The organism is Halomonas sp. DQ26W (assembly GCF_003339685.1).
In the GTDB taxonomy this organism is placed as follows: domain Bacteria; phylum Pseudomonadota; class Gammaproteobacteria; order Pseudomonadales; family Halomonadaceae; genus Halomonas.
Genome location: NZ_QPKI01000001.1, coordinates 105,103 through 122,251 on the forward strand (window position 1 = coordinate 105,103; position 17,149 = coordinate 122,251).

Here is a 17,149-nt window from a genome sequence, read left to right on the forward strand (position 1 = left end):
CGCACTGCGCCGGCGCAACGACATGCAGAACAAGCAGACGCATCAATTGCCGTAGACGTCATCCACGGTCTTGAGCGGGTAGTGGGCTGGATAGGGCCGGCGTGCCACGCCGGAATCCACTGCCGCCTGGGCCACCGCTGAGGTGATCCGCTCCAGCAGACGCACATCTACCGGAGTGGGAATGATGTACTCGGGGCCGAACGCCATGTGGTCAAGCTCGTAGGCATCGAGCACCGCCTGGGGGACCGGCTCGCGGGCCAGGTCCTTCAGCGCATGCACCGCCGCCACTTTCATCTCCTCGTTGATGCGCGTGGCTCGTACATCCAGCGCGCCGCGGAAGATGAAGGGAAAGCCCAGCACGTTGTTGACCTGGTTGGGATAGTCCGAGCGACCGGTGGCCATGATCACGTCCGGGCGCGTCTCACGAGCCAGCTCGGGGTTAATCTCGGGATCAGGGTTGGTGCAGGCGAACACGATGGGGTTGGCCGCCATCTTGCGAATATGATTGGCCGTCATCAGGTTGGGGCCCGACAGCCCAATGAAGACATCGGCCCCGTCGATGGCATCGTCCAGGGTACGCTTGTCGGTTTCCACGGCGAACATCGCCTTGTAGGGGTTGAGTCCCTCGCGCCCGTCATGGATCACGCCGCGGCGATCAAGCATCACCAGGTTCTCGGGGCGGGCGCCGCAGGAGATCAAAAGCTTCATGCAGGCAATGGCTGCCGCACCGGCGCCCAAGCAAACGATCCTGGCGTCCTCGAGTCGCTTGCCAGCGATATCCAGCGCGTTGAGCATGCCCGCCGCAGTGACGATGGCAGTGCCGTGCTGGTCATCGTGAAAGACAGGGATACTGCACTGCTCGATCAGCGCCTGTTCGATCTCAAAGCACTCCGGCGCCTTGATATCCTCGAGGTTGATGCCCCCCCAGGTGTCGGCAATGCGTGCCACGGTATCGATGAAGGCCTGGGGGCTCTCGGCATTGACCTCGATATCCACCGAATTGATGCCGGCAAAGCATTTGAACAGGACCCCCTTGCCCTCCATGACCGGCTTGCTGGCCAGCGGCCCCAGGTTGCCCAGGCCGAGAATGGCGCTGCCATCGGAAATCACTGCGACCAGATTACCCTTGCCGGTGTAGCGGTAGGCGTTCTCCGGGTCACGAGCGATCTCTCGAACCGGCTCGGCGACACCGGGGCTGTAGGCGAGGGAGAGATCACGAGCTGTCACAGTGGGCTTGGTCAGCTCCACAGAGAGCTTTCCGGGTATGGGCTTAGCGTGATAATCCAGCGCGGCCTGCTTCTTGGCATCTGTCATTCTGTGATCCGGTATCCGTGTAACGTATAGGAAGTAAAACCAGAATATAGAAAAACCTTCCACTCCTCAATGGCCGGCCCGTTCGTGCATTTTCTTGCCCGTTCATGGCCATTCGAAGCCATTTGTTGTAACTTATGCTCAACAAGCCAGTCATAAGTCATTACTTATCACTGCGTGCGCCAGGCTGTCGAGACACGTTGCCGGAACAAAAAAACCCGCCACCTGGGCGGGTTTCCTCTCGGCCGTAGCCGCGGGCAAGCGCGTGATCAGTTACGCTTGATGGCGGCTCCGAAGCGCTTGTTGAAGCGTTCAACGCGGCCACCGGTGGTCGCCTGCTTCTGCTTGCCAGTATAGAAAGGGTGGCACTGGGAGCATACGTCCAGTGACAGGTCATGGCCGACCGTAGAGCCGACTTCGAAGGTCGCGCCGCAGGAGCAAGTGGCCGTGACCGTCTTGTAATCGGGGTGGATACCTTGTTTCATCTTGAGCCTCATGGAGCGGTATGCCGCCACCTGATCCGTTGCCAGGCACCGCATACGGGTTGTCTGTCGTCTCTAACCGGTTGCCGCCGGGAGCGCCAAGCGCCACGACGGCGGAGCATTCTAGCAGAGCCGAGGCCGGAGGCCAATTGCCCGACTCATCTTGCATTACTCCCCGCGTACTGCGTGTGGCGATCCCCACGCCACTGCGGCGACTTTTTGACTACCGGCCGAGCCAGGCGCCACCGCCCGACGGCTGGCAGCCGGGCATTCGCGTTCGGGTGCCCTTCGGCCGGCGTCAAGTCGTGGGCGTGGTGGAGAGCTGTCGCCACGACAGCGACCTGCCACTGGCCAAGCTGAAATCGGTGGAGGAGTGGCTGGATGCGTCCCCGCTGCCGGCCGACTGGTTGTGGCTGTGCCGTTTCACCGCCCGCTACTACCAGCATTCGCTGGGCGACACCCTGCACCAAGCCATGCCGGTACTGCTGCGCCAAGGCCGCCCCCTGGCGGGCCGCATGCGCGAACGGTGGCAGGCCACCGACAGCGGCCGGCGCCCGGACGACGAACGCCTGAAACGCGCACCCCGTCAGGCCGAACTGCTGACCATGCTGTGCCAGCACTCCCATGGACTACCGACCCAGGCGATCGTGGCCCAGTCCTTTTCCCGCGAACAACTGCTTGCCCTGGTGGAAAAGGGCTTGATCGAGCGCCACGAGACGCCCCTGATGGCCTCACCCCAGCCTGCCAGCGGCCACCTGCTGGCCGAGCCGTCTCTGCCGCTGAAACGAGAGCAGGCAACCGCCCTTGCGGCGATTCATGAGCGACTGGACTACTTCCACCCCTGCCTGCTGCACGGCGTCACCGGCAGCGGCAAGACCGAAGTCTATCTTCAACTTATCGAAGCGGTAGTGAGCCACGGCCGGCAGGCACTACTGCTGGTGCCGGAGATCGGTCTCACTCCCCAGACACTGGCCCGTTTCCGCCAGCGTTTCCAGGTGCCGGTGGTGGCACTACATTCCGGACTGACCGACAACGAGCGCCTGGACGCATGGGAAGCCGCAGCCAGCGGCCGGGCCCCCATCGTCATTGGCACACGCTCGGCTATCTTCACGCCGCTGCTCCACCCCGGCGTGATCATCGTCGACGAGGAGCACGACGGCTCGTTCAAGCAGCAGGAGGGGCTGCGCTACCACGCCCGGGACCTGGCCGTGGCACGCGCCCACCACCATGGCATCCCGCTGGTGCTGGGCACCGCCACCCCCTCGCTTGAGAGCCTGCACCACGCCCGCAGCGGTGCCTATCGCCACCTGCGGCTGACCCAGCGCGCCAGCCGTCACGCCCCGGCCCGGCTGGAACTGGTCGACCTGCGCGGCCGACCCCGCCAGGGCGGCCTGATCCCTCCCGTGCTGGAGGCGATTCGCGGCACTCTCGACGCCGGCCATCAAGTCCTGGTGTTCATCAATCGGCGGGGGTTCGCCCCCACCCTGGCCTGCCATGCCTGCGGCTGGCTGGCCGACTGCGACCACTGCGATGCGCGCATGACCCTGCATCGCCAGCCGCCCGTACTGGCCTGCCATCACTGCGACAAGCGGCGCCCGATCCCGGACAGCTGCCCGGCCTGCGGAAGTGGCGACCTTCGCCCTCTCGGTAGCGGGACCGAGCGCACCGAAGAGACCCTGGCCGCCCTATTTCCCCAGGTGCCGGTGCATCGTATCGACCGCGACAGCACCCGCCGCCGCGATGCCTTCGAAGCGATCCTGACAGACGTGAAGCGCGGCGAGCCCTGCTTGCTGGTGGGCACGCAGATGCTTGCCAAGGGGCATCATCTGCCCCACGTGACCCTGGTGGTCGTGGTCAACGCCGATGCCGGACTCTATGCCAGCGACTTCCGAGCCCTGGAACACAGCGCACAGTTGCTGGTACAGGTCGCCGGCCGGGCCGGCCGCTCGTCCCACCCCGGCAGGGTGCTGGTGCAGACGCTGCACGACGATGACCCGCACCTGCGGCTGCTGGCGGAAGCCGGCTATGACGACCTGGCACAGCAACTGCTGGCCGAGCGGCATGCCGCCGGCCTCCCGCCCTTCCGCTTTCTCGCCCTGCTGAGACTGGAGAGCCCCAGGGAGAAATTGGCCAACGCCCTGGCCTCCAGTGCCGCAACGGCGCTGCGCGAGTGGCTGAAAGCACGCGAGCTGGGCGTCGACTGCCTGGGCCCGGTGCCGGCCCCCATGGAGCGGCGCCAGAACCGTTACCACCTACAGTTGATGCTGGCCAGCGACAAGCGCAGCCAGCTCCATGAGGCCTGCGCCCAGCTCACCGCCTGGCTGGAAGCGACGCCCGAGGCACGCAAGGCCCGCTGGTCGCTGGATGTAGACCCCCAGACGCTCTCCTAGCAGCAGCGCCAAGCCATGGGGCAAGCAGCGGTTTCACTACTCTCTGCGACAGCCTGCCTGCTAGCGGGGTTTAAAGCCGAGACACAATTGCCGATAATGGGCGATCATGCCCTACTGGGCGAGTTTTCATGCCTGCGTCCGCCCGCCAGTCGCACTGTCACCCTCCCCCGATGCGGGCCCGGCGCTACAGGACAACAGACTTCATGAAAGAAACGATCGTTTCCCTGCTCGAGAATGCCCTAGACAACCTCAAACAGCAGGGTGTGCTACCCGTGGATGCCGCCCCCGCCATCAAGGTCGACCCCACCCGGGACAAGGCCCACGGCGACTACGCCACCAACCTGGCGCTGATGCTGGCCAAGCCGGCCGGCAGGAAGCCACGCGAGCTGGCCGAAACGCTGGTGGCGGCCCTGCCCGACAGCGACGCGGTGCAGAAGGTCGAGATCGCCGGGCCCGGCTTCATCAATTTCTTCGCTGCCACCGATGCCGCCGCCCAGGTGGTACGCCAGGTACTCGAGGCCGGCGACACCTTCGGCCGTAACCTGACGGGCAAGGGTCAGAAAGTGCAGGTGGAGTTCGTTTCCGCCAACCCCACCGGCCCGCTCCACGTGGGCCACGGCCGTGGCGCGGCGCTCGGCGACTGCATCTGTCGCCTGCTGGAAGCCACCGGTTTCGACGTCACCCGGGAGTTCTACTACAACGACGCCGGCGCCCAGATCAGCAACCTGGCGCTGTCGGTCCAGGCTCGGGTCAAGGGCATCGAGCCAGACAGTGTCGCCTGGCCTGCCGACGGCTATCGTGGCGGCTACATCGCCGAGGTAGCCAAGGATTACCTGGCCGGCGCGACGGTGCATGCCGACGACCGCCACGTCATCGCCAAGGCAGACCCCGACGACCTGGAGGCGATTCGCGAATTTGCCGTGGCCTGGCTACGCCGCGAGCAGGATCTCGATCTCAAGGCCTTCGGCGTCTCGTTCGATGTCTACTTCCTCGAGTCCTCCCTCTACGATCAGGGCAAGGTCGAGGAAGCCGTCGAACGGCTGATCGCCAACGGCCACACCTACGAGCAGGATGGCGCCCTTTGGCTGCGCACCACCCGTTTCGGTGACGACAAGGACCGGGTGATGCGCAAGTCGGACGGCAACTACACCTATTTTCTGCCCGATGTGGCCTATCATCTGAACAAGTGGCAGCGCGGCTTCAGCACGGTGATCAACGAGCAGGGCGCCGACCACCACTCCACCGTGACCCGGGTACGGGCCGGCCTCCAGGCCCTGGAAGCCGGGATTCCCGAGGGCTGGCCCGACTATGTGCTGCACCAGATGGTGATGGTCACCCGCTCGGGAGTCGAGGTGAAGCTCTCCAAGCGTGCCGGCAGCTACGTCACGGTGCGCGACCTGATCGACGAAGTGGGACGCGACGCCACCCGCTTCTTCCTGGCCGCCCGCCGGGCAGACTCCCAACTGACCTTCGATATCGACCTGGCACGCTCGCAGTCCAACGACAACCCCGTCTATTACGTGCAGTACGCCCATGCCCGGGTCTGCAGCATGCTGCGCCGCGCCGACGCCGAATCCCTGCATTTCGATCACGACCTCGCCATGGTCAGCCTGGCAAAACTGGAGGCGGAGCAGGAGAAGGCGGTGATGAACCGCCTGGCTCGCTTTCCGGAGGTCGTTTCCCATGCGGCCCTGGCGCGGGAGCCGCAGCAGGTAGCCCAGTACCTGCTGGACCTGGCCGCCGAGTTCCACTCCTGCTATAACGCCGTCAAGGTAATGGTCGAGGACGACGAGCTGCGTAATGCCCGCCTTGCCCTGGGACTCGCCACGCGACAAGTGCTGCGCAACGGGCTCGACCTCATGGGCGTCAGCGCCCCAGAGGAAATGTAAACCATGGCAACCCGGCGAGCCCCCCCGAAAAAGCGCGGCGCCACTGCCAGCCAACGCCGCACCGCGCGACGCCGCGAGGGCTTCCGCCTGCCCGGCTGGGTGTGGGGAATGGGCGGCGTGGTGGCGGGTTTTTTGCTGGCGCAGCATCAGCACGGAACAGCGCCCTGGCAGGAGGGGCACGACTCACCCCTGGCCAAACTGATACCGCGAGCCCCGACGACGGAACAGGCGCTACCCACGTCCACCGTCGAGCCCAGCGAACCGCGCATGCCGACCTTCGAGTTCTATACGCTGCTGCCCGAAGAGGTCGTGGCACCCCGTGACATTGCCTCGACGGCCTCTCCACCAGAAATCGTCACGTCTGCACCCGAGCTCACCGAGACGTCTCCTGTCGACGGAGACACGGTCAATGACCCGATCGCCCAAGTCATCGCCGCCAACCTTCAGGATGATGCCAATGCCACGACCAGCGAAGCAACCAGCGAGGCGGTGGCGCCTGACGGAACGCGCTACATGCTGCAAGCGGCCTCCTTTCGTCAGCCGGCCGATGCCGAAGCGCTGCAGCAACGTCTGCGCAATCTCAGCTTGATGGCCCAAGTCAGCCAGGTCCAGTCGGCCGAGGGCGATACCTGGCACCGGGTGATGGTGGGTCCCTACGACGATACACGTGAGCTCAACCGCGCAGAGGACCTGATGACCACCCAGGGCATCACGCCACTGCGGCACAGGGCCAGCAATTGACCGGCCGGCAATTGTCAGTCGCGTCGACACTGCCGGTTGAATTCGACACCGCTCGCCCGCACTTCCCTTAAATGCTCGTACACGGCCCCCGGCACTGCCGGTGCCGAAAGTCATCGGGAGCCGCGCGCTCCCCGTTACGGAGTTCCCTCCATGACCACGATCGTATCCGTGCGCCGCGGCGACCAGGTTGCCCTTGCCGGTGACGGCCAGGTCTCGCTGGGCAATACGGTGATGAAAGGCAATGCCAGCAAGGTGCGTCGCCTCTATCGCGGCCAGGTGCTGGCCGGCTTCGCCGGTGGCACGGCCGATGCCTTCACCCTGTTCGAACGCTTCGAGGCGCAGTTGGAAAAGTACCAGGGCAACCTGGTCAAGGCCGCCGTGGAGCTGGCCAAGGACTGGCGCACCGACCGCGCCCTGCGTCGCCTGGAGGCGCTGCTCGCCGTGGCCGACAAGGAAGCCTCGCTGATCATCACCGGCAACGGCGACGTAGTCGAGCCAGAGCGCGGCATCATCGCCATCGGCTCAGGGGGCAACTATGCACTGGCCGCCGCCCGCGCCCTGCTCGAGAATACCGAACTCCCGGCCAGCGACATCACCCGCAAGTCACTCGAGATCGCCGGTGACATCTGCGTGTTCACCAATCACCACGTCACCCTCGAAGCACTGTCCACCAAAGACGCTTCACAGGAACGCTAAGGCCGCCACCATGACCCAGATGACACCCCGTGAGATCGTCCACGCCCTGGACCAATACATCATCGGTCAGCAGGATGCCAAGCGCGCCGTCGCCATCGCCCTGCGCAACCGCTGGCGGCGCATGCAGCTCGACGACGACCTGCGCCACGAGGTCACACCGAAGAACATCCTGATGATAGGCCCCACCGGCGTAGGCAAGACCGAGATCGCCCGTCGCCTGGCCAAGCTGGCCCGGGCGCCCTTCATCAAGGTCGAGGCTACCAAGTTCACTGAGGTGGGCTACGTGGGCCGCGACGTCGAATCGATCATCCGCGACCTGACCGAGGCCGCTATCAAGCTGGTCCGCGAACAGGCCAAGGAAGAGGTCAGCCACCGCGCCGAGGACGCCGCCGAGGACCGCATCCTCGACGCCCTGCTGCCTCCGCCCCGGGGACAGGAAGAGAGCGCCCGCAGCGACAGCTCGACGCGCCAGATCTTCCGCAAGAAGCTGCGCGAGGGCCAACTCGACGACAAGGAGATCGATATCGAAATCACCCCCCAGGGGCCGGGTATCGACATCATGACCCCGCCGGGCATGGAGGAGATGACCAGCCAGCTGCAGAGCCTGTTCTCCAACATGGGCCGGCAGAAGAGCGAGATCCGCCGGGTGGCAGTGAAGGATGCCTTCGCCCTGCTGCGCGACGAGGAGGCCGGCAAGCTGGTCAACGATGAAGAGATCAAGCACCGTGCCATCGACGCCGTGGAGCAGAACGGTATCGTGTTCCTCGACGAAATCGACAAGGTGACCAAGGGCAGCGGACAGTCCAGCGGTGGCGAAGTCTCCCGCGAGGGGGTTCAGCGCGACCTGCTACCGCTGATCGAGGGCTCCACGGTCTCGACCAAATACGGCATGGTCAAGACCGACCATATCCTGTTCATCGCCTCCGGCGCCTTCCACCTGTCGCGTCCCTCGGACCTGATCCCCGAGCTGCAGGGCCGCCTACCGATCCGTGTCGAGCTCAATGCTCTGACGCCGGACGACTTCAAGCGCATCCTCACCGAGCCCTCTGCCTCGCTGACCAAGCAGTACAAGGCACTGCTGGCCACCGAAGGGCTGGATATCAGCTTCACCCCAGACGGAATCGTGCGTATCGCCGAGATCGCCTGGAAGGTCAACGAGGGCACCGAGAACATCGGCGCACGCCGCCTGCACACCGTGATGGAGCGCCTGCTGGAAGAGGCCTCGTTCAAGGGAGCCGATATCGGCACGCCGCTGGAGATCGATGCCGCCTACGTGGATTCCCAGCTCGGCGAGCTGGCTATGGACGAGGATCTGTCGCGGTATATTCTGTAGCGTATGAGATGCAGTAACGAATGATCTGAGCTGTCATGAAGGCGTCGGGCGAGCAGTGACGTGACCTTAGCAAGAGCGCTGGCTCAAGCGCAGCAGCGCGCGGCGATCGACAGGGATGTCGATCGAGGACAGGCAAGAGGGACCTTGTTCCTGTCCGACGCGCAAGCTGCAAGCGCAGGGTCAGGGTTTCGCTCTTGATTGTCGCGAATCGCTCGGCCCGGCGCCTGACGCCCATTCTTGCGAAGGACACCGACATGACCGCCCCCACCCCCAGCAAGATCCATTACCGCAAGAAGGCCCGCGAGTTGGAGCTCACCTACGCCGACGGCCAGACCCATTGCCTGCCGGTCGAGTACCTGCGCGTCTACTCCCCCTCCGCCGAGGTGCGCGGCCACAACCCCAGCCAGGCGGTATTGCAGGTCGGCAAGAAGGATATCGGGCTCAAGAACATCGAGCCTGTCGGCCGCTATGCCGTCAAACTGCATTTCGATGACGGCCACGACAGCGGCCTGTATAGCTGGGAGTACCTTCGCGACCTGATCGAGAACCGCGAGGCCTACTGGGCCGACTACCTGCGACGCCTGGAGGAAGCCGGCGCGTCGCGAGCGCCGCTGGGCATCGAGATCAAGCAGTTGTAGGAGACCGACGTCAAGACAAGCGCGGCCGTGCAAGGCTACAATGGCGCCCATTCGAGGCCGAATCACCCCGGCCTCCTCACATTGCCGCGATTCGGGAGCCTTTTTCGCATGAGCCCTCTTTCAAGCCCCGGGGACAAACACACCACTCATTTCGGCTACCAGGAAGTACCGGTCGACGAAAAGGCCTCACGCGTGGCCGATGTCTTCCACTCCGTAGCGGCCCGCTACGATGTCATGAACGACTTGATGTCCTTCGGCATTCATCGTCTCTGGAAGCGACTGACCATCGAACGTTCCGGCGTACGTCCCGGCCATAGCGTGCTGGATATCGCTGGTGGCACCGGTGACCTGACGTACAAGTTTTCCCGCATGGTGGGCCCACGCGGCCGCGTGGTGCTGGCCGATATCAACGAATCCATGCTGCGGGTCGGCCGCGACAAGCTGCTGGACAACGGCGTTGGGGGCAATGTCGAATACGTCCAGGCCAATGCCGAATGCCTGCCCTTCCCCGACAACACCTTCGATTGCATCACCATCGCATTCGGCCTGCGCAACGTCACCGACAAGGAATCCGCCCTGCGCTCCATGACCCGGGTACTCAAGCCCGGTGGACGCGTACTGGTGTTGGAGTTCTCCAAGCCGATCAACCCGCTCCTTTCCAAAGCCTACGACGAATACTCATTTCGGCTGCTGCCCCGGATGGGTCAAATGGTGGCCGGCGACGCCGACAGCTATCGCTACCTGGCCGAATCGATCCGCATGCACCCCGACCAGGAGACACTGCAGCAGATGATGGAGGCCGCCGGGCTGGAGCGGGTCGAATACACAAATCTCACCGGGGGCATCGTTGCCCTGCATCGCGGCATCAAGCTTTGAGGCAGTGATGACGTTGACTCCCACCCTGTTGCTGGCCGGCATCGAACGGACGCTCAATGCCCTGCTAGCACGTGATCCCGCAGCGCCTTCGCGGCTGGCCCGGCTCAGCGGAAACCGGCTGCTACTTCGCCTCGAGCGACCCGAGCTGGCACTGGCCATCCACTTCCATCCTGACGGTCTCGACCTGTTGAGCCCTCAGGAAACCCCCGAAGACGCCTTCGACGCCTGCGTCGAATTGAATGCCGAGGCCCTGGGCGAACTGTTGGGCGGCGAAAGTATCGAGCGACTGTTGTTCCAGGGCAAGCTCTCGGTGCGCGGCCGTGCCCACCTGCTCGAGGAGGCCCGGGACCTGTTGCTGGACCTGGACCTGGACTGGGAGGGGGAACTGGCAAGCTGGCTCGGGGATGCCCCCGCCCACAACCTTGCCGAGGGCTTGCGTCGCGCATCTCGCTGGGGCCGTCGTGCCCACAGCGAGATGCGCAGCGATATCGCCGAATTCGTTTTCGAGGAAGCGAAACTGCTGCCCGGGCGACACCAGCTCGACAACCTGCGCGACCACCTCACCGAGCTTGAAGTGACCACGGACCGACTCGCCGCCCGCCTGGACAGACTGCATCGTCAACTGGCACACGAGGCCTCGCTATGATGAGTCTTCGTTTGCTGCGCATCCTCTGGGTGATTACCCGCTATCGCCTCGACACGCTGCTGCCATTGGAGCGGATGCCCTGGTACCTCAAGCTGATGTTCACCCTATCGCCTTTGCGCCTGGTGCCGATCGGCAAGCGGTCGCCGGGTGAACGCCTGCGCCTGGCGCTGGAAGCCCTCGGCCCCATCTTCGTCAAGTTCGGCCAGCTGCTCTCCACCCGACGCGACCTGCTACCCGAGGAGATCGCCGACGAGCTCCGGCGGCTGCAGGATCAGGTACCCCCCTTCCCTGGCCGCGAAGCCCGCGAGCGGGTGGAGGCGGAGCTGCATATGTCGATTGACGAGGCATTCGCCCACTTCGAGCCCGAGCCGCTAGCCTCTGCCTCTATCGCCCAGGTCCATGCCGCCCGCCTGCATACCGGCGAGGAGGTGGTGGCCAAGATCATCCGCCCGGGTATCGAGCACATCATGCGCCAGGACATGGCACTGATGTATCGGGTAGCCGGTGTACTGGCCAGAATCCCCGAGGCCCGTCGCCTGCGTCCGGTGGAAGTGGTGCGTGATTACGAGTCGACGCTGTTCGACGAGCTGGACTTGCACAAGGAAGCCGCGAACACCTCGCAGCTCAAGCGCAACTTCAAGAACTCGCCGCTGCTCTACGTACCGGCGACCTATTGGTCGCACACCCGCCGTCGTGTCATGGTGCAGGAGCGCATCTATGGCGTTCCGGTCGCCGACCTGGCGGCGCTGAAAGCGCAGGGTACCGATCTCAAGCGCCTCGCCGAACGCGGTGTGGAGATCTTCTTCACCCAGGTCTTTCGCGATAACTTCTTTCATGCCGACATGCATCCCGGCAATATCTTTGTTGCCCGGGAGCACCCGCACGATCCCCAGTACATCGCCATCGACTGCGGCATCGTGGGCAGTCTCACCCGCGAGGATCAGGACTATCTGGCGCGCAACCTGCTCGCCTTCTTCCACCAGGACTATTATGAAGTGGCGGCGCTGCACATCGAGTCGGGATGGGTCGGCGAGAACACCCGAGCCAACGAGTTCGCCGCCGCCATTCGCACCGTGTGCGAGCCGATCCTCGAAAAACCACTCAAGGACATTTCCTTCGGCCAAGTGCTGCTAGGCCTGTTCAAGACCGCCCGCCGCTTCAACATGGAGGTCCAGCCGCAGTTGGTGCTCTTGCAGAAGACCCTGCTCAACATCGAGGGACTCGGGCGCCAGCTCTATCCCGACCTGGACCTCTGGACCACTGCAAAGCCCTACCTTGAAGAGTGGATGAAAGAGCGTGCAGGCGCCAGCGGCCTCTGGGAGTCACTCAAGCGCCAGGCCCCTGAGCTGGCGCGCCAGCTCCCCGAGCTGCCGTCCGTGGCCCATCACGCCCTGAGCCGCATCGAGCATGAGCATCGCCAGCGCCACCGCCAGGCCCTCGCCCTGGACGGCATACAACGGCAGCTTCGAGATAGCCGTCGCAGTAGCCGTCGGCTGCGGCTGGGCGTTCTGCTGGCCGGGCTGGCGCTGGCCTGGCAGCCGCTGAGCCAATGGGCCGCCAGCCAGCCATGGCCCGTACTGTTGATCGCCATCACCGGGCTGCTGCTACTGGCCTGGCAATGAACTTGACCCACCGCAACAGGAAGCTGTGTCATGCGTGATACTCTCGACCAACTCTTCGAGGTGCTGGAGCAGCGCCGAACCGCCGATCCCGCCGATTCTTACGTTTCCGCCTTGCATCACAAGGGGCTGAACAAGATACTCGAGAAAGTCGGCGAGGAAGCCACCGAGACACTGCTGGCAGCCAAGGATGCCGAGGCCGGCGGTGAGGCGGAACGAAAGGCGCTGGTCGCCGAGACCGCCGACCTGTGGTTTCATAGCCTTGTGATGCTGTCGCATCTAGGACTCGACCACCAGGACGTGCTTGACGAGTTGGCCCGGCGCTTCGGTATTTCCGGGCACGAAGAGAAGGCGGCAAGGTCCAAGTAAACAGGTGTTCCGGATCGACCGGAGACCCGACTCAGAGGAAACTTTCATGTTAGGTGGCATCAGTATCTGGCAACTGCTGATCGTACTCGGCATCATCATCCTGATTTTCGGCACCAAGAAGCTGCGCAACGTCGGCACCGATCTGGGTGGTGCGGTGAAAGGCTTCAAGCAGGCCGTCAGCGAGGAAGAAAAGGACGAAAAAGACAAGGCACACGCCAAGGTCGCCCATGACGAACAGCCCAACACCTATGACGTTCGCGCCGAAGAGAAGGCGGCAGCGGACAAGGTGGAGAATCAGGAAGAGCGCAAATAAGCCCTCATGTTTGATATCGGCTTTCTCGAACTCCTGATCCTCGGGATCGTGGGCCTGCTGGTGCTCGGCCCGGAGCGCTTGCCAAAGGCGGCGCGTACCGTCGGGCTGTGGGTGGGCAAGATCAAGCGCACCGTCTCAGGCATGCAGCGGGAGATCAGTTCGCAGCTCGAGGCGGAAGAACTGCGTCAAAAACTCAAGGAGCAGCAATCGAAGCTCGATGAGAGCCTCGACAGGGCCAAGCGTGATGTGGAGAGCATCGCCAAGCCCTACGCCTCCTCGACACCCAGCCGACACAGCGACAAAAGAGCCGAGCCTGACAGGGTTGCTGACGAGAGCACCACTGACGAGGCTCCGCCGCGGCCTGCTGCCGCTCGGCTCGACGACGCCCTGGCCAGCGCCCAGCATACTGACGACTCGACCTCGGGCGAGCGACCCGCTTCTTCCGACGACGACAAGAAGGATGCCGCTTCCCGATGAGCGACTCCGGTGACAAGCAGGATTTCGGCCAGGCTCCGTTGATCGAACATCTCATCGAACTGCGATCGCGACTGCTGCGCGCAGTGGTGGCGATCCTGGTGATCTTCCTCGGGCTCTACCCCTTCGCCAACGAGATCTACACCTTCGTGGCCCAGCCGCTGATGGCGTTGCTGCCCGAAGGCTCGCAGATGATCGCCACCGAAGTGGCTTCGCCCTTTCTCGCCCCCTTCAAGCTGACCCTGGTGGTAGCGCTGTTCGTGGCCATTCCCTACGTGCTGCACCAGGCCTGGGCCTTCGTTGCGCCGGGGCTCTACGATAACGAAAAGGCCCTTGCCCTGCCGATACTGGCCTCAAGCGTAGGGCTGTTCTATGCTGGCGCGGCCTTTGCCTACTATGCGGTGTTCCCGCTGCTGTTCCAGTTCTTCACCCAGACCGGGCCGGAGAACGTGGCGGTGATGACTGACATCAACCAGTACCTGAACTTCGTACTCAAGCTGTTCTTCGCCTTCGGCGTCGCCTTCGAGATTCCCATTGCCACCTTCCTGCTGATCGCCTCCGGTGCCACAACCGTCGAGAGCCTGTCGAAGAAACGCCCCTATGTGATCCTGGGCTGCTTCGTGGTCGGCATGCTGCTGACACCGCCTGACGTGATCTCCCAAAGCCTGCTGGCGGTCCCCATGTACCTGCTCTACGAGGTGGGGATCCTGTTCGGCCGACTGGTCCGACACCGCCGGCGCAAGGCCTCCGAAGCAAGCGACGAAGCCACAGAGCGGGACGAACCATGAAAATGCCCCCACTCGAGAGAATCGAGCGGGGGCATTGGCTTGCGTCGAAAGCGGCTAGAGATCCATCATCTCATCGATGCGGTCGACCAGCTTGAAGATGCCGGTGGCCGCCTCGCTGATGCGGGTCGCCAGCATGTAGGCCGGCGTGGTGACCACACGATTCTCGAAGTCGACCACGATATCCTCGACGCCGCAGCTACGATGCAGCCCCCCCATGGCGCTGATGGCGCCGGAAACCCCCGGGTCATGCCCAATCGTCACGGAGATACCCGAGCCCAGCAGCTTCGGCACCAGCGCGGGACTGATACACATCAGGCCGATGGGCTTGCGTGATTCATGGAACGGTGCAACGGCTTCGACAAGCCCCTCTAGGACTTCCATATCGCTGCCCGCCCAGGCAAAGTTGGAGAAGTTCTTGGCCGCCCCAAAGCCGCCGGGCAGTATCACGGCATCGAACTCTACCGCATCGAGGTCCTCGAGAGGACTGATATCCCCGCGTGCCAGCCGTGCCGACTCCACCAGTACACGACGCACTTCACCCTCGGCCATCTCGCCAGTGCGATGATTGATGACATGATGTTGCTCGATGTCTGGCGCGAAGCAGCGATAGCCGATACCCAGTTGGTCCAGCCGCAGCAGGGTCAGAGTGGTCTCGTATATCTCCGAGCCATCCTGAACGCCGCAGCCCGACAGGATGACCGCCACCTGTTTGCTCATGCCTTTCTCCTTGTAATGAAGGCGCCTCGAATGAAGGGCTCTACCTGAAATTCTGAAGCCAACACTCTAGCTGAAGCCAACACTTTAGAGAGTCGCGCGGGGTGCGACAAGCCGCAGCTTTCGATAGACGCTTGCACTGATATACTCAAGGGTATCGACACGGGGTCGCCAGGGCCCCACAGCCGGAGAACAGCCTTGAGCTTCATGACCACACGCCAATTCCCCGCCACCCGCATGCGACGCATGCGACGTGACGATTTCTCACGCCGCCTGATGCGGGAATCGACCCTGACGCCCTCCGACCTGATATGGCCGGTATTCGTGCTCGACGGCGAGCAACGTCGCGAAGCCGTGCCCTCCATGCCCGGCGTCGAACGCCTGTCGTTGGACCTGCTGATCGAGGAGGCCCGGGAAGCCCATGACCTGGGGATCCCAGCCATCGCCCTGTTCCCGGTGGTGGATCAATCACTGAAAAGCGAGCTGGCTGAAGAGGCCTACAGCTCCAGCGGCCTGGTCCAGCGCAGCGTCAGGGCGTTGAAGGAGGCCGTTCCCGAGCTCGGCATCATCACCGACGTGGCCCTTGACCCCTATACCAGTCATGGCCAGGACGGCATCATCGACGATAGCGGCTATGTGCTCAACGACCGCACCGTGGAGACCCTGCTCAAGCAGGCGCTCTCACACGCCGAAGCCGGAGCCGACGTGGTGGCACCCTCCGACATGATGGACGGCCGCATCGGCGAGATACGTCAGGTACTCGAGCAGGAGAACCTGCACAACGTCCGAATCATGGCCTACAGCGCCAAGTATGCGTCCCACTACTACGGCCCTTTCCGCGATGCGGTGGGCTCCGCTGCCAACCTGGGGAAGGCCGACAAACGCACCTACCAGATGGATCCGGCCAACAGTGACGAGGCATTGCATGAAGTGGCCCTCGACCTGGCCGAGGGGGCCGACATGGTGATGGTCAAGCCAGGCATGCCCTATCTGGACGTGGTGCGGCGCATCAAGGATGAGCTCAAGGTGCCTACCTACGCCTACCAGGTGAGCGGGGAGTACGCCATGCACGTGGCCGCCTTCGACAACGGTTGGCTGGCGGCCGACGAGGTGATTCTCGAATCGCTGACATGCTTCAAGCGAGCGGGCGCCGACGGCATCCTCACATACTTTGCCAAGCGCGCGGCCCGGCTGCTGGCAGAAGCCTAGAGGAGCCTGTCGGAATAGCCCGGCGTTAAGTCCGACAGGCTCCTAACTACGCTTGAAGGCGGCCAGGTCGTGCGGATCGAATCCCTCTACCCGCTCGGCCAGGCCCCGCTCTTGGCGCAGCCCCCTGATCTTCTGCCGCTCGGCGATGAGTTCGGCATCGTCATCCATGGTGCGGCCGTTGAGTTCGGCCAGCTGCACCATGCCCTGGTGGTAGAAGGTCATCAGGTCGAGTGCCACGTCATTGCCCTGCTCCGCCTCACGACGCAGGGTGGAGAGGTAGCCGCTGACCCGGGACAGATGGTGCTTGAGCTGCCATACATATCGCATTTCGGTCATCCAGGGACGCTCGCGCAGCACGGCGAAGGTCAAGCTGGTGACGATCAGGCCCAGCAGCACCCCAAGCCCGTTGAGCCAGAGGCTGGAACCGAAGGTGGTGGTCAGTAGCTGGGAGAGCACCAGCCCGAAGACGATCAGCTGGGCGGCCATGGCCACGCTGATCAGCCGCGCCTTGCGACGGTAGGTTTCCGGGTCATGGTGCTCGAAACGGAACGGCATCGGTGCCTCCTCTGCTTGGCTCGCGGCGGGAAAGTACGGGATTATCCCGTCATTCACCGCCACGGTACAGGCAAAGAGGTCAGGTCGGCATGGCCAACCGGCCGGA

18 protein-coding genes are annotated in these 17,149 nt (G+C 63.8%); 14 read left to right on the forward strand and 4 right to left on the reverse strand.

What is annotated here, in order from left to right:
- Positions 1-42: 42 nt before the first annotated feature.
- A complete protein-coding gene (locus DU490_RS00460; RefSeq protein WP_114572377.1) occupies positions 43-1,314 on the reverse strand; it encodes a malic enzyme-like NAD(P)-binding protein in 1,272 nt (423 codons plus the stop codon).
- A 266-nt stretch (positions 1,315-1,580) separates the two neighbouring features.
- Positions 1,581-1,796, reverse strand: a complete 216-nt coding sequence (gene rpmE, locus DU490_RS00465) for a 50S ribosomal protein L31 (RefSeq protein ID WP_114572378.1) — start codon at positions 1,794-1,796, stop codon at positions 1,581-1,583.
- A 146-nt stretch (positions 1,797-1,942) separates the two neighbouring features.
- Here rpmE and DU490_RS00470 point away from each other — a divergent pair, with 146 nt between their 5' ends.
- The 13 genes from DU490_RS00470 (at position 1,943) to tatC (ending at position 14,565) form a co-directional block, all read left to right on the forward strand.
- Entirely contained in the window at positions 1,943-4,183 is a 2,241-nt protein-coding gene (locus tag DU490_RS00470; protein WP_258801072.1) for a primosomal protein N', read from the forward strand.
- A 203-nt stretch (positions 4,184-4,386) separates the two neighbouring features.
- Positions 4,387-6,072 carry an arginine--tRNA ligase gene (argS, locus tag DU490_RS00475; protein WP_114572380.1) on the forward strand — a complete coding sequence of 562 codons (1,686 nt, stop codon included), beginning with the start codon at positions 4,387-4,389 and terminating at the stop codon, positions 6,070-6,072.
- A gap of 3 nt (positions 6,073-6,075) precedes the next feature.
- A complete protein-coding gene (locus DU490_RS00480; RefSeq protein ID WP_114572381.1) occupies positions 6,076-6,813 on the forward strand; it encodes an SPOR domain-containing protein in 738 nt (245 codons plus the stop codon).
- Positions 6,814-6,963: 150 nt separating this feature from the next.
- Complete coding sequence (gene hslV, locus DU490_RS00485; RefSeq protein WP_114572382.1) at positions 6,964-7,509, forward strand: ATP-dependent protease subunit HslV; 546 nt, start codon at positions 6,964-6,966, stop codon at positions 7,507-7,509.
- A gap of 10 nt (positions 7,510-7,519) precedes the next feature.
- Positions 7,520-8,842 carry an ATP-dependent protease ATPase subunit HslU gene (gene hslU, locus DU490_RS00490; RefSeq protein ID WP_114572383.1) on the forward strand — a complete coding sequence of 441 codons (1,323 nt, stop codon included), beginning with the start codon at positions 7,520-7,522 and terminating at the stop codon, positions 8,840-8,842.
- A gap of 254 nt (positions 8,843-9,096) precedes the next feature.
- Complete coding sequence (locus tag DU490_RS00495) at positions 9,097-9,480, forward strand: gamma-butyrobetaine hydroxylase-like domain-containing protein (RefSeq protein ID WP_114572384.1); 384 nt, start codon at positions 9,097-9,099, stop codon at positions 9,478-9,480.
- A gap of 108 nt (positions 9,481-9,588) precedes the next feature.
- Positions 9,589-10,356: a bifunctional demethylmenaquinone methyltransferase/2-methoxy-6-polyprenyl-1,4-benzoquinol methylase UbiE gene (ubiE, locus tag DU490_RS00500; protein ID WP_114572385.1), complete on the forward strand. Its 768-nt coding sequence runs from the start codon at positions 9,589-9,591 to the stop codon at positions 10,354-10,356.
- Between the two features lie 7 nt (positions 10,357-10,363).
- Complete coding sequence (locus tag DU490_RS00505) at positions 10,364-11,002, forward strand: SCP2 domain-containing protein (RefSeq protein WP_114572386.1); 639 nt, start codon at positions 10,364-10,366, stop codon at positions 11,000-11,002.
- Entirely contained in the window at positions 11,002-12,624 is a 1,623-nt protein-coding gene (gene ubiB / locus DU490_RS00510) for a ubiquinone biosynthesis regulatory protein kinase UbiB (RefSeq protein WP_114572497.1), read from the forward strand. Before DU490_RS00505 ends, ubiB begins: the two co-directional genes overlap by 1 nt.
- 30 nt (positions 12,625-12,654) lie before the next feature.
- Entirely contained in the window at positions 12,655-12,990 is a 336-nt protein-coding gene (locus tag DU490_RS00515; RefSeq protein ID WP_114572387.1) for a phosphoribosyl-ATP diphosphatase, read from the forward strand.
- A gap of 46 nt (positions 12,991-13,036) precedes the next feature.
- A complete protein-coding gene (gene tatA / locus DU490_RS00520; protein ID WP_114572388.1) occupies positions 13,037-13,303 on the forward strand; it encodes a Sec-independent protein translocase subunit TatA in 267 nt (88 codons plus the stop codon).
- A gap of 6 nt (positions 13,304-13,309) precedes the next feature.
- Positions 13,310-13,780: a Sec-independent protein translocase protein TatB gene (gene tatB / locus DU490_RS00525; protein ID WP_114572389.1), complete on the forward strand. Its 471-nt coding sequence runs from the start codon at positions 13,310-13,312 to the stop codon at positions 13,778-13,780.
- Complete coding sequence (tatC, locus tag DU490_RS00530; RefSeq protein ID WP_114572390.1) at positions 13,777-14,565, forward strand: twin-arginine translocase subunit TatC; 789 nt, start codon at positions 13,777-13,779, stop codon at positions 14,563-14,565. The genes tatB and tatC overlap by 4 nt, the downstream gene beginning before the upstream one ends.
- A 54-nt stretch (positions 14,566-14,619) precedes the next feature.
- Here the strand turns inward: tatC and elbB are convergent, their stop codons facing one another.
- The gene (gene elbB / locus DU490_RS00535; protein ID WP_114572391.1) at positions 14,620-15,282 is read right to left on the reverse strand and encodes an isoprenoid biosynthesis glyoxalase ElbB; all 663 of its coding nucleotides are present in this window, start codon (positions 15,280-15,282) and stop codon (positions 14,620-14,622) included.
- 204 nt (positions 15,283-15,486) lie between these two features.
- Here elbB and hemB point away from each other — a divergent pair, with 204 nt between their 5' ends.
- Positions 15,487-16,488 (forward strand): porphobilinogen synthase, encoded by a 1,002-nt coding sequence (gene hemB / locus DU490_RS00540; protein WP_404872823.1) that lies wholly within the window; start codon positions 15,487-15,489, stop codon positions 16,486-16,488.
- 42 nt (positions 16,489-16,530) lie between these two features.
- Here hemB and DU490_RS00545 read toward each other — a convergent pair whose 3' ends face one another.
- A complete protein-coding gene (locus DU490_RS00545) occupies positions 16,531-17,043 on the reverse strand; it encodes a DUF3087 family protein (RefSeq protein WP_114572393.1) in 513 nt (170 codons plus the stop codon).
- Positions 17,044-17,149 lie beyond the last annotated feature (106 nt).

Bases quoted from the DNA above. Each gene is read 5' to 3' on its own strand.
- DU490_RS00460 (WP_114572377.1), bottom strand. From the start codon at position 1,314: ATGACAGATGCCAAGAAGCAGGCCGCGCTGGATTATCACGCTAAGCCC.
- rpmE (WP_114572378.1), bottom strand. From the start codon at position 1,796: ATGAAACAAGGTATCCACCCCGATTACAAGACGGTCACGGCCACTTGC.
- argS (WP_114572380.1), top strand. From the start codon at position 4,387: ATGAAAGAAACGATCGTTTCCCTGCTCGAGAATGCCCTAGACAACCTC.
- DU490_RS00480 (WP_114572381.1), top strand. From the start codon at position 6,076: ATGGCAACCCGGCGAGCCCCCCCGAAAAAGCGCGGCGCCACTGCCAGC.
- hslV (WP_114572382.1), top strand. From the start codon at position 6,964: ATGACCACGATCGTATCCGTGCGCCGCGGCGACCAGGTTGCCCTTGCC.
- hslU (WP_114572383.1), top strand. From the start codon at position 7,520: ATGACCCAGATGACACCCCGTGAGATCGTCCACGCCCTGGACCAATAC.
- DU490_RS00495 (WP_114572384.1), top strand. From the start codon at position 9,097: ATGACCGCCCCCACCCCCAGCAAGATCCATTACCGCAAGAAGGCCCGC.
- ubiE (WP_114572385.1), top strand. From the start codon at position 9,589: ATGAGCCCTCTTTCAAGCCCCGGGGACAAACACACCACTCATTTCGGC.
- DU490_RS00505 (WP_114572386.1), top strand. From the start codon at position 10,364: ATGACGTTGACTCCCACCCTGTTGCTGGCCGGCATCGAACGGACGCTC.
- ubiB (WP_114572497.1), top strand. From the start codon at position 11,002: ATGAGTCTTCGTTTGCTGCGCATCCTCTGGGTGATTACCCGCTATCGC.
- DU490_RS00515 (WP_114572387.1), top strand. From the start codon at position 12,655: ATGCGTGATACTCTCGACCAACTCTTCGAGGTGCTGGAGCAGCGCCGA.
- tatA (WP_114572388.1), top strand. From the start codon at position 13,037: ATGTTAGGTGGCATCAGTATCTGGCAACTGCTGATCGTACTCGGCATC.
- tatB (WP_114572389.1), top strand. From the start codon at position 13,310: ATGTTTGATATCGGCTTTCTCGAACTCCTGATCCTCGGGATCGTGGGC.
- tatC (WP_114572390.1), top strand. From the start codon at position 13,777: ATGAGCGACTCCGGTGACAAGCAGGATTTCGGCCAGGCTCCGTTGATC.
- elbB (WP_114572391.1), bottom strand. From the start codon at position 15,282: ATGAGCAAACAGGTGGCGGTCATCCTGTCGGGCTGCGGCGTTCAGGAT.
- hemB (WP_404872823.1), top strand. From the start codon at position 15,487: ATGACCACACGCCAATTCCCCGCCACCCGCATGCGACGCATGCGACGT.
- DU490_RS00545 (WP_114572393.1), bottom strand. From the start codon at position 17,043: ATGCCGTTCCGTTTCGAGCACCATGACCCGGAAACCTACCGTCGCAAG.